The sequence below is a fragment of the Rhodobaculum claviforme genome (assembly GCF_016653255.1).
In the GTDB taxonomy this organism is placed as follows: domain Bacteria; phylum Pseudomonadota; class Alphaproteobacteria; order Rhodobacterales; family Rhodobacteraceae; genus Rhodobaculum; species Rhodobaculum claviforme.
Genome location: NZ_NHSD01000282.1, coordinates 1 through 23,250, shown reverse-complemented (window position 1 = coordinate 23,250; position 23,250 = coordinate 1). Strand labels below are relative to the sequence as shown.

Annotated in this window: 19 protein-coding genes; 5 read left to right on the top strand and 14 right to left on the bottom strand. The window is 71.3% G+C overall.

Annotated features, from left to right (window positions below):
• Positions 1 to 49 precede the first annotated feature (49 nt).
• Entirely contained in the window at positions 50 to 742 is a 693-nt protein-coding gene (locus tag CCR87_RS11745) for a metal-dependent hydrolase (RefSeq protein ID WP_201157713.1), read from the bottom strand.
• Positions 743 to 814: 72 nt separating this feature from the next.
• Between CCR87_RS11745 and CCR87_RS11740 the strand changes: the two genes are divergently transcribed.
• Complete coding sequence (locus tag CCR87_RS11740) at positions 815 to 1,462, top strand: ceramidase domain-containing protein (RefSeq protein ID WP_201157712.1); 648 nt, start codon at positions 815 to 817, stop codon at positions 1,460 to 1,462.
• Between the two features lie 6 nt (positions 1,463 to 1,468).
• On the opposite strand, the gene CCR87_RS11735 is transcribed toward CCR87_RS11740, so the two are convergent.
• The 9 genes from CCR87_RS11735 to CCR87_RS11700 form a co-directional block, all read right to left on the bottom strand.
• The gene (locus CCR87_RS11735) at positions 1,469 to 2,797 is read right to left on the bottom strand and encodes an aspartate aminotransferase family protein (protein ID WP_201157711.1); all 1,329 of its coding nucleotides are present in this window, start codon (positions 2,795 to 2,797) and stop codon (positions 1,469 to 1,471) included.
• A gap of 4 nt (positions 2,798 to 2,801) precedes the next feature.
• On the bottom strand, positions 2,802 to 3,230 hold the full coding sequence (locus CCR87_RS11730; RefSeq protein ID WP_201157710.1) for a universal stress protein: 429 nt from the start codon (positions 3,228 to 3,230) through the stop codon (positions 2,802 to 2,804).
• 27 nt (positions 3,231 to 3,257) lie between these two features.
• The gene (locus tag CCR87_RS11725) at positions 3,258 to 5,957 is read right to left on the bottom strand and encodes a TRAP transporter permease (RefSeq protein ID WP_201157709.1); all 2,700 of its coding nucleotides are present in this window, start codon (positions 5,955 to 5,957) and stop codon (positions 3,258 to 3,260) included.
• A gap of 123 nt (positions 5,958 to 6,080) precedes the next feature.
• Positions 6,081 to 7,040 (bottom strand): TAXI family TRAP transporter solute-binding subunit, encoded by a 960-nt coding sequence (locus CCR87_RS11720; protein WP_420850172.1) that lies wholly within the window; start codon positions 7,038 to 7,040, stop codon positions 6,081 to 6,083.
• A gap of 109 nt (positions 7,041 to 7,149) precedes the next feature.
• On the bottom strand, positions 7,150 to 7,695 hold the full coding sequence (locus tag CCR87_RS11715; RefSeq protein ID WP_242511978.1) for a sarcosine oxidase subunit gamma: 546 nt from the start codon (positions 7,693 to 7,695) through the stop codon (positions 7,150 to 7,152).
• Entirely contained in the window at positions 7,688 to 10,696 is a 3,009-nt protein-coding gene (locus tag CCR87_RS11710; protein ID WP_201157707.1) for a sarcosine oxidase subunit alpha family protein, read from the bottom strand. The genes CCR87_RS11715 and CCR87_RS11710 overlap by 8 nt, the downstream gene beginning before the upstream one ends.
• Positions 10,693 to 11,034 carry a sarcosine oxidase subunit delta gene (locus CCR87_RS11705; RefSeq protein WP_201157706.1) on the bottom strand — a complete coding sequence of 114 codons (342 nt, stop codon included), beginning with the start codon at positions 11,032 to 11,034 and terminating at the stop codon, positions 10,693 to 10,695. The genes CCR87_RS11710 and CCR87_RS11705 overlap by 4 nt, the downstream gene beginning before the upstream one ends.
• Before the next feature lie 147 nt (positions 11,035 to 11,181).
• On the bottom strand, positions 11,182 to 11,307 hold the full coding sequence (locus CCR87_RS17545; RefSeq protein WP_274609776.1) for a hypothetical protein: 126 nt from the start codon (positions 11,305 to 11,307) through the stop codon (positions 11,182 to 11,184).
• 88 nt (positions 11,308 to 11,395) lie between these two features.
• Complete coding sequence (locus CCR87_RS11700; RefSeq protein WP_201157705.1) at positions 11,396 to 12,640, bottom strand: sarcosine oxidase subunit beta family protein; 1,245 nt, start codon at positions 12,638 to 12,640, stop codon at positions 11,396 to 11,398.
• Positions 12,641 to 12,838: 198 nt separating this feature from the next.
• On the opposite strand from CCR87_RS11700, the gene ccmI reads away from it, so the two are divergent.
• Positions 12,839 to 14,320, top strand: coding sequence for a c-type cytochrome biogenesis protein CcmI (gene ccmI, locus CCR87_RS11695; protein WP_201157704.1), 1,482 nt, complete (start codon positions 12,839 to 12,841; stop codon positions 14,318 to 14,320).
• Positions 14,321 to 14,515: 195 nt separating this feature from the next.
• Here the strand turns inward: ccmI and tyrS are convergent, their stop codons facing one another.
• Positions 14,516 to 15,769 (bottom strand): tyrosine--tRNA ligase, encoded by a 1,254-nt coding sequence (gene tyrS / locus CCR87_RS11690; protein ID WP_201157714.1) that lies wholly within the window; start codon positions 15,767 to 15,769, stop codon positions 14,516 to 14,518.
• Positions 15,770 to 15,853: 84 nt separating this feature from the next.
• Here tyrS and CCR87_RS11685 point away from each other — a divergent pair, with 84 nt between their 5' ends.
• Positions 15,854 to 17,035 carry an anhydro-N-acetylmuramic acid kinase gene (locus CCR87_RS11685; protein WP_201157703.1) on the top strand — a complete coding sequence of 394 codons (1,182 nt, stop codon included), beginning with the start codon at positions 15,854 to 15,856 and terminating at the stop codon, positions 17,033 to 17,035.
• An 88-nt stretch (positions 17,036 to 17,123) separates the two neighbouring features.
• Here the strand turns inward: CCR87_RS11685 and CCR87_RS11680 are convergent, their stop codons facing one another.
• Positions 17,124 to 17,759, bottom strand: a complete 636-nt coding sequence (locus tag CCR87_RS11680; RefSeq protein ID WP_201157702.1) for a peptidylprolyl isomerase — start codon at positions 17,757 to 17,759, stop codon at positions 17,124 to 17,126.
• Positions 17,749 to 18,258, bottom strand: coding sequence for a peptidylprolyl isomerase (locus CCR87_RS11675; protein WP_201157701.1), 510 nt, complete (start codon positions 18,256 to 18,258; stop codon positions 17,749 to 17,751). The genes CCR87_RS11680 and CCR87_RS11675 overlap by 11 nt, the downstream gene beginning before the upstream one ends.
• Before the next feature lie 166 nt (positions 18,259 to 18,424).
• On the opposite strand from CCR87_RS11675, the gene CCR87_RS11670 reads away from it, so the two are divergent.
• Positions 18,425 to 19,618, top strand: coding sequence for a phosphoglycerate kinase (locus tag CCR87_RS11670; protein WP_201157700.1), 1,194 nt, complete (start codon positions 18,425 to 18,427; stop codon positions 19,616 to 19,618).
• Positions 19,619 to 19,638: 20 nt separating this feature from the next.
• Here CCR87_RS11670 and CCR87_RS11665 read toward each other — a convergent pair whose 3' ends face one another.
• Complete coding sequence (locus CCR87_RS11665) at positions 19,639 to 20,220, bottom strand: LOG family protein (RefSeq protein ID WP_201157699.1); 582 nt, start codon at positions 20,218 to 20,220, stop codon at positions 19,639 to 19,641.
• Positions 20,221 to 21,129: 909 nt separating this feature from the next.
• On the opposite strand from CCR87_RS11665, the gene CCR87_RS11660 reads away from it, so the two are divergent.
• Positions 21,130 to 22,998, top strand: coding sequence for an ABCB family ABC transporter ATP-binding protein/permease (locus CCR87_RS11660; RefSeq protein WP_201157698.1), 1,869 nt, complete (start codon positions 21,130 to 21,132; stop codon positions 22,996 to 22,998).
• Positions 22,999 to 23,250 lie beyond the last annotated feature (252 nt).

Here is a 23,250-nt window from a genome sequence, read left to right as displayed (position 1 = left end):
CCGCCCCGCGCCGCCACGAGCGGCGCGCCTGCCCCGCGCGGGCGTGGGATCAGACCTCGATCGGGACCAGGACCTCGGGCTCCTGCACGCGGGTGTCGGGCAGGGCCTTGACCAGCGTCTCGGCGGATTGCTCCAGCAGCGGAAAGGTCTTGTAGTGGCAGGGGATGACGAGGTCGAAGTCGAAGAACTTGCGTGCGGCGTAGCCCGCGCGGTGCATGTCCATCGTGAAGTGCCCGCCCGCGCACAGGATGCCGATGTCGGGTTTGTGCAGATCGGCCCACACGCCCATGTCGGCCATCACGTCGGTGTCGCCCGAGAAATAGATCGTATGGCCTTCGGCGGCGATCATGAAGCCGGCCTCGGCGCCGGCATAGACCGGCCCTGACGGCCCCGAGATCGACGAGGAATGCGTCGCCGCCACCATCGTGACGCGCGCGTCGCCCGCGGTCACGGTGCCGCCCTTGTTGAAGCCCACGACCTCGACCTTTTCCGTCGCGGCCCAGTGGGTCATCAGGTCGTAGATGCCTAGGATCGGCGCCCCGGTCTCGCGCGAGATGGCGATGGCGTCGCCGGAGTGGTCGCCGTGGCCGTGGCTGAGCAGGATGTGGGTGACGCCGGAGACGGCCTCGGCGCGGCGGTCCTCGGGGAACATCGGGTTGCCCGTCACCCACGGGTCGATCAGAAGGACCGTGGTCCCTGTCTCGATCCGGAAGCCGGAGTGGCCAAGCCAGGTGATCTTCATCTGCGCCTCCCTAGATTGCATCGGGTCTGGATTGCCTAGGGGCGCACCGTAACAGAACGACAGGAGGTTGCCATGGACCTGACCCGGCAGACCATCGCCTATTGCGAGCGCACGGACTTCGGCCTGTGGTCGGAGCCGGTGAACGCGGTGACGAACGCGGCGTTCCTGATCGCCGCGCTGGTGATGGCATGGCGGCTGCGGGGCTCGGGGCTGGGGATCGGCTGGGCGCTGGTGGGAGTGCTGACGGCGATCGGGGTGGGCTCGTTCCTGTGGCACACCCATGCGACGGGCTGGGCCGGGCTGGCGGATGTGCTGCCGATCCTAGGGTTCATCCTGCTCTATGTGTTCGCGGCGACGCGGGATTTCGTGGGGCTGCGCTGGCCGCTGGCGCTGCTGGCGGTGGTGGCGGTCTTTCCCTACGCCTTTGTGGTGGCGGGCGCGCTGGGGGCGCTGGTGCCGGGGATCGGCGCCAACGGGGCCTATGCCTCGGTGGCGCTGCTGATCCTGGCCTATGCGGTGTATCTGCGCGCCCGGGCGCCCGCGACGGCGCGGGGGCTGGCGATCGGGGCGGGGGTGCTGGCGGTGTCGCTGGGGTTCCGGATGCTGGACGGGGTGGTGTGCGATGCGGTGCCGGTGGGCACGCATTTCATGTGGCACATCCTCAACGGGATCATGCTGGGCTGGATGATCGAGGTGTACCGGCGCCACATGGCGCGCTGAGGGCCCTCAGGCCGCCAGCGCGCGCTCGATGGCGGTGGAGAGCTTGTCGGTCAGCTCCTCGACCTGCGCATCCTCGATGATGAAGGGCGGCGCCAGCAGGACGTGATCGCCGCGCACCCCATCAAGGGTGCCGCCCATGGGATAGCAGATCAGCCCCGCCGCCACGGCCTCGGCCTTGATGCGGGCGTGGAGCTTGCGGGCGGGATCGAACGGTGCCCTGGTCTCGCGGTCGGCCACCAGTTCGATGCCGCGGAACAGGCCGCGGCCGCGGATGTCGCCCACATGGGGGTGCTGGCCGAGGCGCGCGCGCAGGGCCGCATCCAGCTTGTCGCCCTGGGTGCGCACGCGCGCCAGAAGGTCGCGCCCCTCGATCGCGTCCAGCACCGCGTTGGCCGCCGCAGCGGCCATCGGATGGCCCATGTAGGTGTGACCGTGCTGGAAGAACCCCGAGCCGGCGGCGATGGCGTCGTAGATCGTGGCCGAGGTCAGCAGCGCCCCGATGGGCTGGTAGCCCGCGCCAAGCCCCTTGGCGATGGTGATCATGTCGGGGGCGACGCCGTCCTCCTCGCAGGCGAAGAGGTGGCCGGTGCGGCCCATGCCGCACATCACCTCGTCCAGGATCAGCAGCACGCCGTGGCGGTCGCAGATCTCGCGGATGCGGCGCAGGTAGCCGGGCACGGCCGGGACGGCGCCAAGGGTGGCGCCCACCACCGGTTCGGCCAGGAAGGCCATGACGCTGTCGGGGCCGAGGCGAAGGATCTCGGCCTCCAGCTCGTCGGCTGCGCGCTGGCCATAGGCGTCCACGCTCTCGGCCTCCAGCCGGTCGCGGTATTCGTAGCAGGGCGCGATGTGGCTGACGTCGACCAGCAGCGGCGCGAACTGCGCGCGCCGCCAGGCGTTGCCGCCGGCCGCGAGCGCGCCCAGCGTGTTGCCGTGGTAGCTCTGGCGCCGGGCGATGACGCGGTGGCGCTGCGGCTGGCCGATCTCAAGGAAATACTGGCGCGCAAGCTTGATCGCGGCCTCCACCGCCTCGGAGCCGCCGGACAGCAGATACACCCGGTCGATGCCTTCGGGGGCGGCGGCGCACAGCCGGTCCGCCAGACGTTCGGCCGGTTCGGAGGTGAAGAAACCGGTGTGCGCGAACGCCAGCCGGTCGAGCTGGTCGTGCAGCGCCGCGCGCACGCCCGCGTCCGAGTGCCCGAGGCACGACACCGCCGCCCCGCCCGAGCCGTCCAGATACCGCCGCCCGTCCGCGTCCACGATGTAGCAGCCGTCACCCGCGACCGCGGTGGGCAGCTGCCCCCGGGTGCTGCGGCCAAAGATGTGTCCCGCCATGGCTTCAGTCCCTTACCACATAGACCGACTGTCGCGCGTGGCGTACCACCCGCGCGGCGTTCGGACCAAGCAGATAATCCTTCAGCTCGGGCCGGTGCGAGCCGATCACGATGACATCCGCGCCCAGCTTGTCGGCCGCGCGCAGGATCTCGTCATAGATGGAGCCGTGCAGGACGTGGGGGTGGACCTCGATGTCCTCGGGGATGTGGGCGCCCACCCACTCCGTCAGGGCCCGGCCCACCGCGCGCAGCGCCTCGCGCTCATAGTCCTTGCGGAAGTAGCTGCCGACCATCGACATGCCGAAGTCCGGCAGGACGGTGACCACATGCAGCACACCGCCCGAGACGCGCAGCATCGTCACCGCCTCGCCCAGTGCCGCGCGCCAGCTTTTCTCGTCGGCCAGATCGACCGGCAACAGGATGGTCTTGGCCATGTCGGCCCCTCCTCGTGACACCGCGGTTCAGAACGCGGGTTTGGTCTGGCGCCGGCGTTGCAGCACGATCACGATCAGCAGCAGACCCAGCGCGGGGATGAAGAACAGCTGGTCGGGCGGCTGGTTGGCCGGCACCTCCACCGCGGCCAGCACCACGGGGCGGTCTGGGACGTAGAAGTCGAAGCGCTGCAGATCCCCCTCGTAGGTGCTGCCGAAGGCGGGTTCCTCCATCAGCATCCGGCCGTCCTCGGGCATCAGGAACAGGCCCATGGCGTCGATCCGCTCGGCGCCGCTGCCGGTGCCGTCGACGGTGTGGGCGATGGTGAACGAGGTGGGCGAACCGGTGTTGAAGTCCGGCCCCTCGATCACGAAGCGCAGCCGCTCGCCCGGCTCCAGCCCGTCCAGCGTGTCCTCGAAGGCCAGCGGGTCGGTGTTCTGGAAGGGCGGGACCACCTGGTTCATCCAGAAGTTCGGCACGAAGAAGGTGAAGGCCACCAGCAGCAGCGCCGCGGATTCCAGCCGGTAGGACGGCGCCAGGAAATAGCCCTGCGTGGCCGCGGCGAACAGCAGCATCGCAAAGGTCGCGGTAACGAACACCACCGCCGCCTCCAGCAGCCCCGCCGCCGTGCCCAGATCGATGCCATAGAGGATCAGCGCGGGGTTGTAGATGAACAGGAACGGCAGCGCGACCGTGCGCAAGGAGTAGAAGAACGCCATGAAGCCGGTGCGGATCGGATCGCCCCCCGACACGGCGGCGGCGGCGAAACTCGCAAGCCCCACGGGCGGCGTCACATCCGCCATGATGCCGAAGTAGAACACGAACAGATGCGCCGCGATCAGCGGCACGATCAGCCCCTCCTGACCGGCCAGCGACACCACCACCGACGCCATCAGCGACGACACCACGATGTAGTTCGCCGTCGTCGGCAGCCCCAGCCCGAGGATCAGTGAGAACGCCCCCACCAGCACCAGCATGATGAAGAGCGAGCCGAACGACAGCGCCTCCACCAGCGCCGCAAGTTCGGTGCCGATGGGGGTGCGGGTGACGGTGCCGACGATGATGCCCGCGGCGGCCGTCGCGACCCCGATGCCGATCATGTTGCGCGCCCCGGCGATCAGCCCGTCGACCAGATCGCGCAGCCCCGCCATGGTGGCGGAAGCCAGCGCGCGCCCCTCGCCGCGCATCAGTGCCTTGACGGGTTTTTGCGTGACGATGATGAACAGCATCATCGCGACGGCAAAGAACGCCGAGCGCGCGGGCGACTGCCGCTCCACCATCAGGAACCAAACGAGGATCAGGATGGGCAGCAGGAAGTGCAGCCCCGTGGGCACCACCTCGCGCATGACCGGCAGCTTGATGTCGCCGGAGTTGGGGTTGTCCATCTCCAGATCCGGTTTGCCCGCGGCCACCCACAGCGCCCCGAGATAGAGCGCCAGCACAACCGCCGTCAGCACCAGCGCCGAGATGCCGGGCGCGGCGGCCTGCAACAGCCCCACCGCCTGCACCACCACCCAGAACACGGCACCCGCGATGACGAAGCCCGCGAACGCCTTGAGCATCATCTGAAGCAGGCTGCCGCCGGTGCCCAGCGCCTTCATGTCGGTGCGCAGCGCCTCCAGGTGCACGATGTAGATCAGCGCGATGTAGGAGATCACCGCCGGGATGAAGGCGTGCTTGATCACCTCCAGATAGGAGATGCCCACGAACTCCACCATCAGGAACGCCGCGGCGCCCATCACCGGCGGCATGATCTGCCCGTTGACCGAGCTTGCGACCTCCACCGCGCCGGCCTTCTCGGACGAGAAGCCCACGCGCTTCATCAGCGGGATGGTGAAGGTGCCGGTGGTCACCACATTGGCGATCGATGAGCCCGAGATCAGCCCCGTCATGGCAGAGCCGACGACCGCGGCCTTCGCCGGCCCGCCGCGCAGATGCCCCAGCCCGGCAAATGCCATCTTGATGAAATAGTTGCCCGCGCCCGCCTTGTCGAGCAGCGAGCCGAACAGCACGAACAGGAACACGAACGCCGTGGACACACCCAGCGGGATGCCGAACACGCCGACGTTGGTGTCATACCACTGCGTGTTGATGATGCCGTTGAACGACCGCCCCGAATGCGCGATCAGGTCCGGGATCAGCCAGCCCGTGCCGAAATAGCTGTAGGCAAGGAACACCCCGCCCACGATCGTCAGCGCCGGCCCCAGCGCGCGGCGCGACGCCTCCAGCAGCAGCACGAGGCCGACGGCGCCCACGATCACCTGCGGATGGATCGTCTCGATCCCGAGAAAGCCCCACTCGACCTCCCAGCGGATCAGGCGGCCCTGCCGGGCGGTGTCCGAAATCTCGCGCGCGAACCAGAACACATAGAACGCACAGGCCCCGGCGGTGAAAGCCAGGACCCAGTCGAACCACGGGATGTACCTGCGCGGCGAGCTCTTGAACGCCGGATAGGCAAGGAAGGCGAGGAAGACCGCAAAGGTCAGGTGGATGGGCCGGGTCTGTTCCGATCCCAGCACCCGGATCCACGACACGTCCTGGGCGAACCAGAACTGCGGCTCGGCGATCCAGATCTGGAACAGCGACCACGCCAGCGCGACCAGCGCGATCAGGGCCATCACGAAGCGGCTGTCCGGCGCCCGGGCCCCGCTGTCGGTGCTTGCGACAAGGTCCTGCAGTTCCTCGTCGCTGAATTGGCGTCCGCCCTTGCGCTGCGCGTCCTCGACCATGCCTTGCCCTCGCTGTCGGGCCACGCCCCGGCGTGCACCCCGGAAAAGTAAGGGCCCGCCGCTGTCTGCGGCGGGCCCCGGTCGGGTCGGATCCGGGGGCGCGCGCCCCAGGACCTGTGACCGTCAGTCCGTCAGGCCCGCATCCGCGAAGTAACGCGCGGCCCCGTCATGGATCGGCGCCGACAGCCCGTCCGACACCATCTCGGAGGGGTCGAGCGATTCCAGCGCCGGGTGCAGCGCGCGGAACTGGTCGAGGTTCTCGAAGATCGCGCGGGTGACATGGAACACCACCTCCTCGGGGACGGCGGCGGAGGTCACGAAGGTCGCGCCGACGCCGAAGGTCGAGATGTCCTCGTCGGTGCCGCGGTACATGCCGCCGGGGATGGTGGCCATGCGGTAGTAGTCACGCTCGTCCACCAGCGCGCGGATCACGTCGTTGTCGACGTTCACCAGCACGGTGTCGCAGGCGGTCGTGGCCTCCTGGATCGCGCCCGACGGGTGGCCGACGGTATAGACGATGGCGTCGATGTTGCCGTCGCACAGCGCCTGCGCCTGCTCACCGGCCTGCAGCTCGGTGGTCAGCGCGAAGCTGTCCATGGTCCAGCCCATGGCCTCCATCACGACTTCCATCGTGCCGCGCTGTCCCGAGCCGGGGTTGCCGACGTTGACGCGCTTGCCTTCCAGATCCTCGAAGTTGGTGATCCCGGCGTCTGCGCGGGCCACGACGGTGAACGGCTCGGGGTGCAGCGCGAACACCGCGCGCAGGTCCTCGAACGCGCCGTCCTCCTCGAAGCGCGAGGTGCCGTTGAAGGCGTGGTACTGCCAGTCGGACTGCGCCACGCCGAACTCCAGCTCACCCGAGCGCAGGGCGTTGATGTTGAAGATCGAGCCGCCGGTGGATTCCACCCCGCAGCGGATGCCGTGCTCGGCCCGGTCGCGGTTGACCAGTCGGCAGATCGCGCCGCCGGCGGGGTAGTACACGCCGGTCACGCCGCCCGTGCCGATCGAGATGAAGGTCTGTTCCTGCGCCTGCGCGGCGCCACCGGCGATCAGGCCCAGCGTGGCCACACCCGTAAGAACCATCCTGTTCATGTTGTCGTCTCCCTTTGGTCGCGGATTTCACCGCTTTTTTCGGGGGGGCGACAGCCCCCCGTCACATGGCGACCGAACAAACCCGTTGCGCCCCGGACTGTCAACCGCGTGGACGGCTGGCAAACACCTCTCCGCCGGGCCGGGCGGCGTTTTCCAGAAGGTTGCGCGCATGGCCCGCCACCGAGCGGGCACAAATCAGCGTGAGCGTGGACGGCGCGCTGCGCCACAGCGCCACGGCGATCCGGGCGGCGCGGGTCCGGCGGATCTCTCCGTCCGGCAGGCGGGCGATGTCGACGGGGCAGAGCTTCATCACGACCTCGTCGGCGCGCGGCCCGCAGATGTGGAACGCCGCGCGCGCATCGCTGACATCGACCAGCGTGACCGCCTCCGAGGCCCCGCGCAGCGCGTCGGCCACCGCATCGGCGGGCAGCAGCAGCAACAGCTCGTCGGGGGACATCCACGCCACCGCCCGCGCCCCGTCACGGCTGAGGCCGCGCGTCCCGGGCACCGCCAGGCCGGTGGCCGCGCGCACCGCCTCGGCCACGCCCGGGTCGGACAGATCGCCGCGCAGGCAGACCATGCCCATCGGCGCCGCCGCCGTGATCGTGGCCAGGGCCGCGCCGGGTGTCGTCACGCTCTCAGCCATCAAGCCGCCCTCCCTGCGGGTCGAAGAATACCGGGTCCACGATGCGCGCCTTCATCTGGCTGGCGGCGCCCACGGGAAAGGTCAGCACCTCGCCCATCCGTTCAGGCCCGCGCCGCACCAGCCCCAGCGCGATCCCGCGCCCCAGCGTCGGCGAGTAGTAGCTGGAGGTCACGCGTCCGTCGGTCTCGCGCTGGTAGGTGTCGGTGTAGCCGCCGGTGACGCTGTAGGCGCCATGCGGCAGCACGCTGCCCGTCAGCGTCTCCAGCCCCACCAGCCGCCAGCGCTCGGGATCGCGCAGGTGGCTGCGCTCCAGCCCGCGCTTGCCCAGGAAATCGGCCTTTTTCGCGCCGGTGGGCAGGCCCAGGTCGCCCGGGGTGACGGTGCCGTCGGTCTCGTCCCCGACCATGATGAAGCCCTTTTCGGCGCGCATCACATGCAGCGCCTCGGTGCCGTAGGGCATGATGCCCCATTCGGCCCCGGCGGCCATCAGCCGGTCCCACAGCGCCGGACCCTGGCTTGCGGGGACCGCGACCTCGAAGCCCAGCTCTCCGGAGAACGACACCCGCAGGACGCGCGCGTCAAAATCCCCCAGCCGTCCCGCCGCCCAGCGCATGTGGCCCAGCGCGTCGGCCGACAGGTCCATGCCGCCCAGCTTCTGCAGGACGCGCCGCGCGTTGGGGCCGGCCACGGCGATCTGTGCGAGCTGCTCGGTCAGGTCGATCACATGGACCTTCCAGTCCCACCATTCGCACTGCAGCCAGTCCTCCATCCAGCCGTGCACGGCCTCGGCCCCGCCGGTGGTGGTGTGGCACAGCCACGTCGTCGCATCGATGCGCGCCACCACCCCGTCATCGAAGACAAAGCCGTTCTCGGTGCACATCACCCCATAGCGGCAGCGCCCCACCGCCAGCGTCGACATCGTGCCGGTATAGAGCATGTCGAGGAACCGCCCCGCATCCGGCCCCCGCACCAGGATCTTGCCCAGCGTCGAGGCATCCAGCACCCCCACCGTCTGGCGCGTGTTGAGCACTTCGCGGTTGACCGCCTTGGCCGGTGTCTCGCCGGGGCGGACATAGGCGTGGGGGCGTCGCCACTGGCCCACGGGCTCCCAGCGGGCGCCGTGGGCGGCGTGCCAGGCATGCATCGGGGTCTCGCGCACCGCCTGGAACAGCTCGCCGCGCGCTTCGGCGGCGATGGCGCCCAGGGTCAGCGGCGTCCAGGGCGGGCGGAAGGTGGTGGTGCCGGTCTCGGCGATGCCCGCGCCGCGCGCGGCGGCCAGCACCGCCAGCCCGTTGATGTTGGACAGCTTGCCCTGGTCGGTGGCCATGCCCAGCGTGGTGTAGCGCTTGGCGTGCTCCACGCTCTCGAACCCCTCGCGGGCGGCCAGCTCCACGTCGGTGACCTTCACGTCGTTCTGGAAGTCGAGGAACATCCGGGACTTCAGGCGCGGCCCCGCGCCTTCGGGCATGGTCCAGACCGGCAGGATGGCGCGCTCCTCGGGGGCCTCGGCCACGGGGGCGGGGGTGTGGCCGGGGTGCCCGGTTTCCGCTGCGGCGCGCAGCCCGGCGGCATGGGCATCCGCCAGCGCCTGCGGCCCCCACAGCGCGCCCGCGGCGGCGCCTGCGGGGATCACGAATACCGCGCCGTCATGGCCGGTGGGGCCCTGTGCGGGGTCGGGGCGGAACATCGCGCCGTCGGCATCCCACACCACCTTGCCGCCCGCATGGGACCACAGGTGCACCGCCGGCGACCAGCCGCCCGACATCGCCACCGCGTCACAGGCGATCTGCGCGCTCACGCATGCGCCGTTGCCGCTGTGGCGGCACAGCGTGACCCCGGTGACGCCGATGTCGCCCTGCACGGCCTCGATGGCGCTGCCGTCGTGGATGGGGATGCCATGCGCGCGCACCTGCTGCGCCAGCGGACCGGGCAGGGTGTCGCGGGCGTCGACGACGGCGGCGACCTCCACCCCGGCCTCCCGCAGCGCCAGCGCGGTGCGATAGGCGTCGTCGTTGTTGGTGACCACCACCACACGCCGCCCCACCGCCACGCCGTAATTCACCGCATAATCGCGCACCGCCGACGCCAGCATCACCCCCGGCACGTCGTTGCCCGCGAACGCCAGCGGCCGCTCGATCGCGCCGTTCGCCGCGATCACACGGCCCGCCCGGATGCGCCACAGCCGCTGGCGCGGCGCCGCGATCCCCGCGCCTGCGTCCTGCGGCCATTCATCGGCCAGCACATAGCCGTGGTCGTGCACCGCCGTCAGCGAGGTGTTGGTCCGCAGCGTGACGTTCGCCAGCCCCTCGAGGGCTGCGACGGTGGCGGTGACCCAGGCCTCGGCGGGGTGTCCGTCGATCACCAGCCCGTCGACGACCGCGCGCCCGCCCCAGTGGCCTGTCTCCTCCAGCACGATGACGCGCGCGCCGCCCTGCGCCGCCGCCCAGGCCGCCGCAAGGCCCGCGACGCCGCCGCCCGCCACCACCACATCGGCAAAGGCGTGAAGCTGCTCATAGCGGTCGGGGTCCACCCCCTCGGGCGCGCGGCCAAGGCCGGCGGCGCGGCGGATCAGCGGCTCATAGACATGTTTCCAGAACGGGCGCGGCCACAGGAAGGTCTTGTAGTAGAACCCCGCCGGCAGCACCCTTGCCAGCCGGTCCGCGATCCGCCCCACATCGAACGCCAGCGACGGCCAGCGGTTCTGGCTGTGCACCACCATCCCCTCCGACAGCTGCACCGAGGTGGCGCGCACGTTCGGTTCGGCCCGCGCGCCGGTGTCGAGGCCCATCAGCGCGTTCGGCTCGGCGCTGTCGGCGGTCACCGGGCCGCGCGGGCGGTGGTACTTGAACGAGCGGCCCTGGAGCATCCGCCCCTCGGCCAGCAGCGCCGAGGCCAGCGTGTCGCCCGCCTGTCCCCGCAGCGGCGCGTCGTCGAAGGTGAAGCGCACCCGCCGCGTCCGGTCGATCAGCCGACCCCCGGTCTCCAGACGATGCGCGCTCATGCCGGGGCCTCCGCGGCGGGGGCGCGCAGATCGGCGGCCAGATCGACGGGCGGTTCGGCGGCCAGATCGGCGGGCGGTTCGGTGGTGCGGGCGCTGTAGGTGCCCAGCACCCGCAGCGTCCGGGTGCAGCGTGCGGCCAGGAACCACTTGCCGCAGCCATAGGCGTGCCGCCAGCGTTCGAAATGCACGCCGCGGGGGTTGTCGCGCTGGAACATGTAGGCCTCGAAGGCGTCATCGGGGGTGCCCGGACCCGCGCGGCGCAGATGCGCGGCGCCGCCGGGGGCGAACTCGGTTTCCTCGGCACTCACGCCGCAGCAGGGGCAGGTCAGCATCAGCATGGCAAATTCGTCGTCTGGACTGGGATCGGAAACGCGGCGGGCCGGCGGGCGTCCGCACGCACGACAAGACGCCGCGCGGCCCGGGGCACACGCGGCGTACCGGGGACATGGCCCCCGCAGGACGGCGGGCAAGCCCCGCCCGAGCGCTCAGTCGAAGCTGGGCAGCTCGATGGTGACCTCGTTGCGCTGGTCGAGGGGGTCGCCGTCGCTGGCGACATACCACACCAGCCCTGCGACCACGATGACGAGGGCGCCGATGATGAACCCGAGCATTGGCGAGCCGCCGCGCATGGGATGACCTCCTGTGTCGTTGTGCCTGACACGACAACGACACGGCCGGGCGCGCGGTTCCGCCGCGCGATCAATGCGCCACCCCCGCAGCGACGCTTTCGTCGATGAAGCGGCCCTCGCGGAACCGCTCCAGCCCGAAGGGCGCGGCCAGCGGGCCGGGGGCCTCGTTCGCCACCATCTCGGCCATGGCCCAGCCCGAGCCGGGGATCGCCTTGAACCCGCCGGTGCCCCAGCCGCAGTTGATGTAGCAGCCCCCCAGCGGCGTGGGCGACAGGATCGGCGAGCGGTCGCCGGTCATGTCCACGACCCCGCCCCATTGCCGCAGCATCTTCAGCCGCGACAGCATCGGGAACGTCTCCACCAGCGCGCGCACCGTCTCCTCGATGTGGTGCCACGATCCGCGCTGGGTGAAGTTGTTGAAGCCGTCCGCGCCGCCGCCGATCACCATCTCGCCCTTGTCGGACTGGCTGAGGTAGCCGTGCACGGTGTTGGCCATCACCACCACGTCCATGCAGGGCTTCACCGGCTCGGACACCAGCGCCTGCAGCGTCACCGATTCGACCGGTAGCCGGAACCCGGCCATCTGCGCCAGCCGCCCCGAGTGGCCCGCGACCACGATCGCCAGCCGCTCGCAGCCGATGGCCCCGCGCGTGGTCTCCACCCCGCTCACGCGGCCCGCGTCCGAGCGCACGCCGGTGACCTCGCAGTTCTCGAGGATGTGCATGCCCATGGCCGAGCACGCCCGCGCATAACCCCAGGCGACCGCGTCGTGGCGCGCGGTGCCCGCGCGCGGCTGCCACAGCGCGCCCAGAACCGGGTATCGCGGCCCGTCCAGCCGGATGATCGGCACGCGCTTCTGCACCTCCTCGGGCGTGATGAAGCGCGTCTCCACCCCCTGAAGATAGTTCGCGCGCGCCGTGCGCAGATAGCCGCGCACCTCGTGTTCGGTCTGGGCCAGCATCATCACGCCGCGGGGGCTGAACATGACGTTGTAGTTCAGCTCCTGGCTCAGCCCCTCATAGAGCGCGCGGGATTTCTCGTAGATCGCGCTGGAGGCATCCTGGAGGTAGTTCGACCGGATGATCGTGGTGTTGCGCCCGGTGTTGCCGCCGCCCAGCCAGCCCTTCTCCAGCACCGCCACGTCCGTGATGCCGTGGTTGCGCCCGAGGTAATAGGCGGTCGCCAGCCCGTGTCCGCCCGCGCCCACCACGATCACCTTGTAGCGATCACGGGGCAGGGGGCTGTCCCAGGTCCGGGGCCAGCCGGTGTGTCCCGTCAGCGCCCCGCGCACCAGCGCGAGTGCGGAATGGCTCATGCGCACGCGCAACCCTCCTGTCCTTGCCGCAAACCCCTCCCACCGTGCCGCGATTTCGCCGCTGGTTTCAAGCGACAGGATCGCGAGCGCGGCGCCCCCGCCGGGCGGTCCCGCACAAGCGTCGCGATGCCGCAACGGGGTTCCACCTGTGCGGCGCGTTGTCTATGTCCTGCACCAGACGGATGGACGAGGGACGGCATGGCATTCTGGATCACGGCGGGCATCCTGTCGGCACTGGTGGGGTTGACGATCTATCTTGGGTTGGTGCGGCCGGGCCAGCGGACTCCGCTGTCGGCCGACGGGCTGTCCGAGCGGATGGACATCAAGGTCTATCGTGACCAGCTGCGCGAGGTGGAGCGCGATGTGGCGCGCGGCATCCTGTCGCCCACCGACGCCGAGCGGCTGCGGCTGGAGATCTCGCGCCGCATCCTCGATGCCGACCGTCTTGGCGCGGGCCCGGCCGAGGCGCTGTCGCCGATGCCGCGCTGGGCCCGCTGGACGGGCATCGCCGTGATCCCGGTGATGATCCTTGGCGCGTTCGTGATCTACAACAGCCATGGCGCACCGGGGTATCCCGACATGCCGCTGGCGCAACGGCTGGCCGATGCCCGCGAGGCGCGCATCACCCGCACCGCGCAGGCCGTGGCCGAGGCCGAGATGACCGCCCGGGCCACCATCCAGGGGGCCGGCGCGCCCAGCCTGCGCCCGGAGATCCCGGAGGAGGACGCAGCCCTCGTGCAGCGCCTGCGCGATGCGCTGCGCACCCGGCCCGACGACCTTCAGGGGCACCGCCTGCTGGTGGTCAGCGAGGCGTCGCTGGGCAATTTCGACGCGGCGCTTGTCGCGCAACGCAGGGTTCTGGCGCTGATGGGCGATGACGCCGGCCCCGACGAGGCGCGCCTGCTGCGCGAGCTGGAGCAGCTCGCGGGGGGGGCGGAGGCGCTGGCCGCACGGGCGGACGCGCTGGAGGCAAGCGACAGCACCCGCGAGGCATGGGACGAGCTGGTCAACACCGCGATGGCGCTCGATGACCTGCGCATGGCCCACACCCTCAAGGGGCGCGCGATTGCCGCGCTGGGCGATGCGGCGACGGCCGACGACCACACCATCCACGCCGACCTGATGATCATGTCGGCGGGCGGATATGTCTCGCCCGAGGCCGAGGCGGCGCTGGAGCGGGCGCTGCGCATGGACCCGGGCAATCCGCTGGCGCGCTACTTCACCGGGCTGATGCTGTCGCAGAACGACCGACCCGACCTGACCTTCCGCATCTGGGAACAGCTGTTGCAGGACAGCGCCCCCGACGCGCCCTGGGTCGCGCCGATCCGCGCCAACATCGAGTTCATGGCCGCGCGCGCGGGCGTCAACTACAGCCTGCCGCCCGCGGGCGCGGCCTCCGCACCGCGCCTGACCGATGCCGACCTCGAGGCGGCCCGTGACATGGACCCCGGGGCCCGTGTGCAGATGATCGAGGGCATGGTCGCGGGCCTGTCGCAGCGCCTCGCGACCCAGGGCGGCAGCGCCGAGGAGTGGGGCCGCCTGATCGCCGCCCACGGCGTGCTCGGCAACACCGCCGAGGCCGCGGCGATCTGGACCGAGGCGCAGGCCGTCTTTGGTGCCCGCCCCGAACAGCTGGAGGTGATCCGCACCGCCGCCCGCGAGGCCGGCGTGGCGGACTGACACCGCCGCTGGCGCTGGCGGACAGTTGGCCCGTCCGCCGCCGCTCTCCCTGAACCGCCGCGTGATGGCACCGGGGCGCCCGGCCTGACACAAGGGCGTTGCTCCATGCGACCGGCCCGGGCAGGGCCCGCCGCAATGCCGCACGCCCCTGCCGACGGCGATCCGTCGCCATCGGAAGGGGCGGGGGCGGGGGCTTCAGCCCTCCAGCACAACCCGGGCGTGGCGCTTGCGCCCGGCGGTCAGCTTGACCGGCGACGCGAGTCGTTCGGCGTCAATCATGGACCCCGCATCCGTCACCGCCACATCGTCCAGCCGCGCACCGCCCTCGGCGATCAGCCGCTTGGCGTCCTTGCCGGATTTCGCCAGCCCCGCGCGCACGAACAGCTGCGCCACCGTCACACCCTGTGCGACCTCGGCCGCTGTCAGCGCCAGCGTCGGCAGATCCTCTCCGGTGCCGCCCTGCTCGAACACCTCGCGGGCGGTGGCCTCGGCGGCCTCGGCGGCCTCGGGGCCATGCAGGAGCCGCGTCACCTCGCGCGCCAGAAGGGCCTTGGCGGTGTTGATCTCCGCGCCCTGCAGGCTGCCCAGCCGCGCGCACTCCGCCACGGGCAGATCGGTATAGAGCTTGAGGAACCGCCCCACATCGGCGTCGGTGGTGTTGCGCCAGAACTGCCAGAACTCATACGGCGACAGCATCGCCGCGTTCAGCCATACCGCCCCGCCCGCGGACTTGCCCATCTTGCGCCCGTCCGACGTCGTCAGCAGCGGCGAGGTCAGCCCGAACACGCCCCGGTCCGCCACCCGCCGCGTCAGGTCGATGCCGTTGATGATGTTGCCCCACTGGTCCGAGCCCCCCATCTGCAACAGACAGCCATGCCGGCGGTTCAGCTCCAGAAAATCATAGGCCTGCAGGATCATGTAGTTGAATTCGAGGAACGACAGCGACTGCTCGCGGTCCAGCCGTGACTTCACGCTTTCGAAGCTGAGCATCCGGTTGACGCTGAAATGCCGGCCGATGTCGCGCAGGAACTCCAGGTAGTTCAGCCCGTCCAGCCACTCGGCATTGTCCAGCAGGATCGCATCCGTCGGCCCGTCGCCGAAGGTCAGGTACTGTGCGAACACCGCCTTCATGCCGGCGATGTTGGCCGCGATCTGCTCGGGCCCCAGCAGCGGACGTTCGTCCGCGCGGAACGACGGGTCGCCCACCTTGGTGGTCCCGCCGCCCATCAGCACGATGGGCTTGTGGCCCGCCCGTTGCAGGTGGCGCAGCATCATGATGTTCAGCAGATGCCCCACATGCAGCGACGGCGCCGTGGCGTCGTAGCCGATGTACGCCGGCACGACCCCTGCCATCAGCGCCGCGTCCAGCCCCGACAGGTCGGTGCAGTCGGCCAGATAGCCGCGCGCCATCAGCGTGCGCAGGAAATCGGATTTCGGCTGGTGGGTCATGGCGGTCTCGTTCATTCTGGGGTGCGCGGACAGGTTCGGGCGCGCGGGCCGCTATAGCCCCGCGATGGCACAAGGGAAAGGGCGATGGGTCAGACGCAGGGCGCCCCGGTCTGGGCGCTGGGGACGATGTCGGGAACGTCGCTCGATGGGGTGGACGCGTGCCTGGTGCGGACCGACGGGGTGCACATCCACGACATCGGGCCGGGCGGGTACCGCCCCTATTCCGGGTCCGAGCGCGCGGTGCTGCGCGCGGCGCTCGGGCTGTGGCCCGGCGACCCGGGCGTGGCCGAGGCGGCGGCCGTGGTCGAGGACGCCCACGCCGCGCTGCTCGCGCCGCTGCTGGCCCGCCACCCCGAGGTGCGCCTCGTGGGGTTTCATGGCCAGACGCTGGCGCACGATCCCGCCGGGCGCGGTACCCACCAGGCGGGATGCGGTGCGCGGCTGGCGGCCCGGCTGGGCTGTCCGGTCGCGTGGGATTTCCGCACGGCCGATGTGGCCGCAGGCGGGCAGGGCGCGCCGCTGGCGCCGTTCTATCACTTCGCCTGTGTGGCGCGGGCCGGGGCGACGGTGCCGGTCGCCATGCTCAACCTCGGGGGGGTGGGCAATCTGACATGGGTGGACCCGTCCGCGCCCGATCCCGGGGCGCCCGGGGCGCTGGTGGCGTTCGACACCGGCCCGGCGAATGCGCCGCTTGATGATCTGATGGCGGCGCGGCGGGGCGGGGTGCAGGATACCGATGGCGTGCTTGCCGCCTCGGGACGCGTGGCTGAGGGGGTGTTGCAGCGTCTTCTTACCGCGCCCTATCTGCGGCAGCCGCCACCCAAGTCTCTGGACAGGAACGACTTCCCCGATCTTCTGCCCGCATTGGCGGATCTGTCGGATGCCGATGCGCTGGCCACCGCGACGGCGTTCTCGGCGGCCTGTGTGGCGGCGGGCCTGGCGCATCTGCCGCAGCCCCCCGCGCGGCTTCTGGTGACCGGGGGCGGGCGCCACAACCCCACCCTTGTGACGATGCTGGCGCAGCGCTGCGCCTGCCCGGTGGCGCCGGTCGAATCGATCGGCCTCGATGGTGACCTGCTGGAGGCGCAGGCCTTTGCCCATCTCGCGGTGCGGGTGTCGCGCGGCCTGCCGTTGTCGGCCCCCGGGACCACCGGCGTCCCCGCACCCTGTGCGGGCGGGCGTCTCAGCCGGCCCGCGCCGCTCCCGGCCGCTCCCGGCGCCCGGGCCGCTTCTCCGTCCGCCGGTCAGGAGCGCTCCCGCCCATAGCCGGCGGCGTTCAGCCGCCGGCGGGGCGCGCCGCCGAGGGGGCTCGATGCCCCCGAGGCGGCGGCTTCCGGCGCGGCCCTCGCGCCTGTCAGCGGCGCACGGTCACCCGCTCCATCCGGTCGGGTTCGGCCACGGTGCCGTTCTGCGCGGGGCTGCCGCGCCGGATCGCGTCCACGACGTCCATGCCCTCGATCACACGCCCCACCACCGTGTACTGCCCGTCCAGGTGCGGCGCGGGCGCGAACATGATGAAGAACTGCGAATTGGCGCTGTCGGGGCTTTGCGACCGCGCCATCCCCACCACCCCGCGCTGGAACGGCAGCCGCGAGAATTCGGCCGCCAGGTTCGGCAGTTCCGATCCGCCCATCCCCGCCCGCGCGGTGTCGCCATCGCTGCGGCCAAACCGCACGTCGCCGGTCTGCGCCATGAAGCCGTCGATCACCCGGTGGAACACGACCCCGTCATAGGCGCCCTGTTCGGCCAGCGCGATCAGCCGCTCGGCATGGCCCGGGGCCACGTCGTCGCGCAGGTCGATCACCACCTCGCCCGTGGCGCCCTCGGCCGAGCCCGCCGCGACCTCGATCACCAGATAGGGGCCGCCGGTGTCCACCACCTCCGGCTCGGACTGCGCCGACAGCGCGCCCGTGCCATAGGCATAGACCCCGCCCAGGATCGCGAAGCCCAGCGCCAGCAGCCCGCCTGCCAGCAGCCCCTCACGCTTCATCGGAGGCCACCCGCACGCGGATCATCCGGTCCGGCGACGCCGGCGGCTCGCCCCGCGTCACCGCGTCCACATGCTCCATCCCCGAGATCACCCGGCCATAGACCGTGTACTGCCCGTTCAGGAAATGGTTGTCGGCGAAGTTGATGAAGAACTGCGAATTCGCGCTGTTGGGGTTGGACGACCGGGCCGCCCCCAGGGTGCCGCGGTCGTGCGGGATCTTGCTGAACTCGGCCGGCAGGTCGGGCATGTCCGATCCGCCGGTGCCCGCGCGCCGCACGTCACCGCCCTTGTCGAGGTTGCCGTGCGCCACGTCGCCGGTCTGCGCCATGAACCCCTCGATCACGCGATGGAAGACCACCCCGTCATAGGCCCCGGCCCGCGCCAGCGCCTTCATCCGCTCGGCATGCTTCGGCGCCACGTCGGGCAGCAGCGCGATCGTCACCGTGCCTCCCGCCAACTCCATCAGGATCGTGTTCTCAGGATCTGCGATGTCGGCCATCCGGCCCTCCTGCTGCAAATGTCGTGTCGTCCAACACCCTATGCCCTGCCCGATCCGAGGAAAAGCCCTCCGCGGCGGCCGTCCGCGCCGTGCACGCGGGCGTGAACGGTTGACGCGCCGCCCGCCAGCAGAGACAACGGTCCGCAACCGACAGGAGCAAGGTCGCATGGGCTGGAAGACACTCGACGACATGAACTTTGCGGGCAAGGCAGCGCTGGTGCGCGTGGACCTCAACGTTCCGGTGCGCGACGGCGAGGTCACCGACACCGCGCGCATCGAAGGCATCCTGCCCACGATCCGCCACATCCTCGACGCGCAGGGCAAGGTCGTGCTGCTGGCGCATTTCGGCCGCCCCAAGGGCGCGCCGGACCCCTCGATGTCGCTGCGCGTCGTGCTGCCGGCGCTCGAGGCGGCGCTCGGATGCCCCGTGGCCTTTGCCGATGACTGCATCGGCGGGCCCGCCAAGCGCGCGGTCGGCACCATGGAGGCCGGCGAGGTGGTGTTGCTCGAAAACACCCGCTTCCACGCCGAGGAGGAGCGCAACGACCCCGCCTTTGCCGCCTCGATGGCCGCGCTGGCCGATGTCTATGTCAACGACGCGTTCTCGGCCGCGCACCGGGCGCATGCCTCGACCGAAGGGGTGGCGCGGCTGTTGCCGTCGTGCGCCGGCCGCCTGATGGAGGCCGAGCTGAAGGCGCTGGAGGCCGCGCTGGGCAGCCCCGAGCGCCCCGTCGTGGCCATCGTCGGCGGCGCCAAGGTCTCCACCAAGATCGCGCTGCTGGAGAACCTTGTGTCCAGGGTCGACCACCTGGTGATCGGCGGCGGCATGGCCAACACCTTTCTGGCGGCCGAGGGCACGCAGGTCGGCCGCTCGCTGTGCGAGCATGACATGGCCGAGACCGCCCGCGCCATCCTTGCGGCCGCGCGCGATGCGGGCTGCACCGTGCATCTGCCGCGCGACATCGTGGTCGCCGCCGCGCTGGAGCCCGGGACGGAGACCCGGACCCTGCCGGTCGACGCCTGCCCCGAGGACGCGATGATCCTCGACATCGGCCCCGAGACGCGCGCGCATCTGGATGGCGTGTTCGAGCTGTGCCGCACGCTGATCTGGAACGGCCCGCTGGGCGTCTTCGAGGTGCCGCCCTTCGATGCGGGCACCCTTGCCGCCGCCCTCAAGGTCGCCGAGCTGACCGACGCGGGGCGCCTCGTCTCCGTCGGCGGTGGCGGTGATACGGTCGCGGCGCTGCGGGCCGCGGGCGTGGCCGACCGGCTGACGTATCTGTCCGGCGCGGGCGGGGCATTCCTGGAGTGGATGGAGGGGCGGACGCTGCCCGGTGTCGCGGTGTTGCAGGCGCACTGAGCCGAGCGGGTGCGCGGCGCTCAGCCCAGCGCCGCGCGCAGCGCGCGTGCCAGCGTGTCGACATCCGGCACCGGCTGGACGAACTCCAGCAGGCTCGCCTCGGCAAAGCCGTGCGCGACCACATGCTCCAGCAGCGCCATCAGCGGCGCCCAGTACCCGTCAATGTCCAGCAGGAAGATCGGCTTGGCGTGCAGCCCAAGCTGGCGCCAGGTCAGCACCTCGAAGAACTCGTCCAGCGAGCCCGCGCCGCCGGGCAGCACCACGACCGCGTCGGAATTCACGAACATCACCTTCTTGCGCTCGTGCATCGTCTCGGTGACGACCACGTCCGGTCCCGCCCAGCTCCGCGCGGCGGTGGGGGCCGTCTGTCCACGCTCGCGGGTCAGCAGGTGCAGCGGGATCACCCCCAGCGTGCCCGCCCCGGCGCCCGAGGCCGCGCGCGCCACCTCGCCCATCAGGCCGACGTCGCCCGCGCCATAGACCAGCCGCCACCCCTCGGCGGCCAGCAGCGCGCCCAGCGCGCGCGCGGCCTGTGCATAGGCCGGCTGGGCGCCATTTCGTGCGCCGCAGAACACACAGACAGAGCGTTGCGATGGGGTCATGGGCGCGCGGCCTTGTGCTGGGGAACGGCTGGGGGTGTGATACCGTCGGCGCGGGCATCCCACAAGTGGCGGTCCGGGCGGGGCGGGGCCATGGGCCCCGATCGCGACCCGATCGCGACCCGATCGCGGTACCCTGTGGCGGCACTGGCCCCGTCCCTGCCGCCCACCGTCCCGCCGGTTGCGACACTGGCACCGCCGACCGCCCCGTCCCTGACGATGCTCGCGCGTCACGCCCGAACCGCCACAGATGCTGCCGACGTACCCGGACGGCATGCGCCCCCTGGCCCATGGGGGCGACGGGCGGACCCGCCAATGCGGTCGTGGAGGCCATCGGGCAGGGCCGCGACGGTGCGGTGCGGGTCTCGGGCCGTGCGATGGCGCCCCTGGGGGGCGGTGCGGACATACCCCGACCGCGCGTTGCGTGGGACGCCGGGGGATGGCGCGGAGGGCTGGATGGGCGCCGCCGGGGATCGATGCCGGGACCCACACCCTGCGCGGGAACGAGATCGGCGCCACCGGCGCCGTCGTGTCGCGGTTCGAGGCCCATTCCGCCGCGAGGCCCCCGCGCGGTTGTCGGCGCTGGCATCCGCGCTGGCATCCGGCCCTGGCATCCGGAAATGGGCCACGGGCCGGGGCGATCCCTGTGCCGCCGGGCCACGCGCTCCGGGTCACCTCGCGCAAGGCGTCCGGCCCGGGCACGCCCTTGCCGCAGCTGGACCGGGCCAACCGCGCGCCGATCCGAGATCCCGACCCGATCTTTGCGGCACAGGTCGTCGCCCTGCCTGAAACCGATCCCGCCAATGCCCGCCCCGCCCCGCCGAGCGCCGGGGACTGGTCATTGCCGCGCCCCCGGCATAGGGTCCGCCGCGCCAGCCCAAGGGGGCACCGCCCCACCGAGGAGCGCCAGCCATGAGACCGCTTTCCGATGCGGGCCGCCGGACGGCGCCCGCCCAGGTGGCCGCCGCCGAAGCCGCGGCCACCGCCCAGGACGCCGCCGAACGCCAGCGTGGCCTGCGTACCATCCGCCGCGTGCTGCCCTATGTCTGGCCCGAGGGCGAGGCCTGGGCGCGCAGGCGCGTGGCCGGTGCGCTGGCCGCACTGGTCATGGCCAAGCTGATCGCGGTGGGCACGCCGCTTCTGTACAAGCTGGCGGTCGATACGCTGGGTGGCGAGGCGCAGGGCCCGGGCGTGCTGCTGGCGCTGGGGGCGGTCGGCCTGACGGTGGCCTACGGTCTGGCGCGGCTGATGACCGTCGGCTTTCAGGAACTGCGGGACGTGCTGTTCGCCCGCGTGGGCCAGCGCGCCCTGCGACAACTGGCGCTTGAGACGTTCGGGCATATCCACCGCCTCTCGCAGCGGTATCACCTGACGCGCAAGACCGGGGGGCTGAGCCGGATCATCGAGCGCGGGGTGAAGGGGGTCGACTTCCTGCTGCGGTTCCTCGTGTTCTCCATCGGGCCGCTGCTGCTGGAGCTGACGCTGGTGGCGGTGATCCTGTTCGTGCTGTTCGACGTCTGGTACCTGGTCGCGGTGGCGGGGACGGTCGCGCTGTATGTGATCTTCACCTTCCGGGTGACCGAATGGCGGGTGCGCATCCGGCGCGAGATGAACGCCCAGGACACCGACGCCAACCAGAAGGCCGTCGACAGCCTGCTGAACTACGAGACCGTCAAGTATTTCAACGCCGAAGGCTGGGAGGCGGGGCGCTATGACGGCGCGATGGCGCGCTATGAGGCGGCCGCCGTCAGGACGAGCTATTCGCTGGCGTTCCTGAATGTGGGGCAGACGGTGATCATCACCTCGGGGCTGGTGGCGGTGATGGTGCTGGCGGCGCTGGGGGTGCAGCGGGGCGACCTGACGGTGGGCGATTTCGTCATGGTCAACGCCTACATGATCCAGATCACCCTGCCGCTGGGGTTCCTCGGCACGGTCTATCGCGAGATCCGGCAGGCGCTGGTGGACATGGGCGAGATGTTCGACCTGCTGGGCCAACCCCCCGAGGTCGCGGACAAGCCCGGCGCACGGGCGCTGAAGGTGTCGGGCGGCGCGGTGACGTTCGACGACGTGGCCTTTGGCTATGACCCGGAGCGCGCGATCCTCAAGGGGATTTCGCTACGGGTCGGCGCGGGTGAGACGGTGGCGATCGTCGGGCCCACCGGGGCGGGGAAATCCACCATCGGGCGGCTGCTGTTCCGGTTCTATGACGTGACGGGCGGGGCGCTGCGCATCGACGGGCAGGACGTGCGCGACGTGACGCTCGACAGCCTGCATGCGGCGATCGGGGTGGTGCCGCAGGATACGGTGCTGTTCAACGACACCATCGGCTACAACATCGCCTACGGCAGGCCCGGGGCGACGCGCGCCGAGGTGGAGGCCGCGGCGCGGGCGGCGCGCATCCACGACTTCATCGCGGCGCTGCCGCAGGGCTATGACACCCAGGTCGGCGAGCGGGGGCTGAAGCTGTCGGGCGGCGAGAAGCAGCGCGTGGGAATTGCGCGCACGATCCTGAAGGACCCGCCGATCCTGCTGCTGGACGAGGCGACCTCGGCGCTGGACACGCAGACCGAGCGCTCGATCCAGGGCGAGCTGGAGGCGATGGGGCAGGGGCGCACGGTGCTGGTGATCGCGCATCGGCTGTCGACGGTGGTGCGCGCGGATCGCATCGTGGTGCTGGAGGACGGCCGGATCGTGGAGGAGGGGCATCACGATGCCTTGCTGGCGCGGGGCGGCAAATACGCGGCGATGTGGATGCGGCAGGGGCAGGGCGCCGACGGCTGAGAGGCCTGCCAAGGGGGGCCGGGAGAGCGGGTCGGAGGGGAGCCCGCGCGGGGGGCATCGAGCCCCCCGCGCGGGCGACGTCGCGGCGGGCCGCGCCGCCCGGCGCCCGGCCCCGACCGCGCGCGTGCATGCTGGGACGACTGCAGGCCGGGACGGCTGCAGGCTGGGACGACTGCGGGCCGGGACGACTGCGGGCCGGATCGGGTGGGCCAAGTCGAGTGGCGCAGATCGAGTGGGCCAGGTCGAGTGAGG

Bases quoted from the DNA above. Each gene is read 5' to 3' on its own strand.
- CCR87_RS11745 (WP_201157713.1), bottom strand. From the start codon at position 742: ATGAAGATCACCTGGCTTGGCCACTCCGGCTTCCGGATCGAGACAGGG.
- CCR87_RS11740 (WP_201157712.1), top strand. From the start codon at position 815: ATGGACCTGACCCGGCAGACCATCGCCTATTGCGAGCGCACGGACTTC.
- CCR87_RS11735 (WP_201157711.1), bottom strand. From the start codon at position 2,797: ATGGCGGGACACATCTTTGGCCGCAGCACCCGGGGGCAGCTGCCCACC.
- CCR87_RS11730 (WP_201157710.1), bottom strand. From the start codon at position 3,230: ATGGCCAAGACCATCCTGTTGCCGGTCGATCTGGCCGACGAGAAAAGC.
- CCR87_RS11725 (WP_201157709.1), bottom strand. From the start codon at position 5,957: ATGGTCGAGGACGCGCAGCGCAAGGGCGGACGCCAATTCAGCGACGAG.
- CCR87_RS11720 (WP_420850172.1), bottom strand. From the start codon at position 7,040: ATGGTTCTTACGGGTGTGGCCACGCTGGGCCTGATCGCCGGTGGCGCC.
- CCR87_RS11715 (WP_242511978.1), bottom strand. From the start codon at position 7,695: ATGGCTGAGAGCGTGACGACACCCGGCGCGGCCCTGGCCACGATCACG.
- CCR87_RS11710 (WP_201157707.1), bottom strand. From the start codon at position 10,696: ATGAGCGCGCATCGTCTGGAGACCGGGGGTCGGCTGATCGACCGGACG.
- CCR87_RS11705 (WP_201157706.1), bottom strand. From the start codon at position 11,034: ATGCTGATGCTGACCTGCCCCTGCTGCGGCGTGAGTGCCGAGGAAACC.
- CCR87_RS17545 (WP_274609776.1), bottom strand. From the start codon at position 11,307: ATGCTCGGGTTCATCATCGGCGCCCTCGTCATCGTGGTCGCAGGGCTG.
- CCR87_RS11700 (WP_201157705.1), bottom strand. From the start codon at position 12,640: ATGAGCCATTCCGCACTCGCGCTGGTGCGCGGGGCGCTGACGGGACAC.
- ccmI (WP_201157704.1), top strand. From the start codon at position 12,839: ATGGCATTCTGGATCACGGCGGGCATCCTGTCGGCACTGGTGGGGTTG.
- tyrS (WP_201157714.1), bottom strand. From the start codon at position 15,769: ATGACCCACCAGCCGAAATCCGATTTCCTGCGCACGCTGATGGCGCGC.
- CCR87_RS11685 (WP_201157703.1), top strand. From the start codon at position 15,854: ATGGGTCAGACGCAGGGCGCCCCGGTCTGGGCGCTGGGGACGATGTCG.
- CCR87_RS11680 (WP_201157702.1), bottom strand. From the start codon at position 17,759: ATGAAGCGTGAGGGGCTGCTGGCAGGCGGGCTGCTGGCGCTGGGCTTC.
- CCR87_RS11675 (WP_201157701.1), bottom strand. From the start codon at position 18,258: ATGGCCGACATCGCAGATCCTGAGAACACGATCCTGATGGAGTTGGCG.
- CCR87_RS11670 (WP_201157700.1), top strand. From the start codon at position 18,425: ATGGGCTGGAAGACACTCGACGACATGAACTTTGCGGGCAAGGCAGCG.
- CCR87_RS11665 (WP_201157699.1), bottom strand. From the start codon at position 20,220: ATGACCCCATCGCAACGCTCTGTCTGTGTGTTCTGCGGCGCACGAAAT.
- CCR87_RS11660 (WP_201157698.1), top strand. From the start codon at position 21,130: ATGAGACCGCTTTCCGATGCGGGCCGCCGGACGGCGCCCGCCCAGGTG.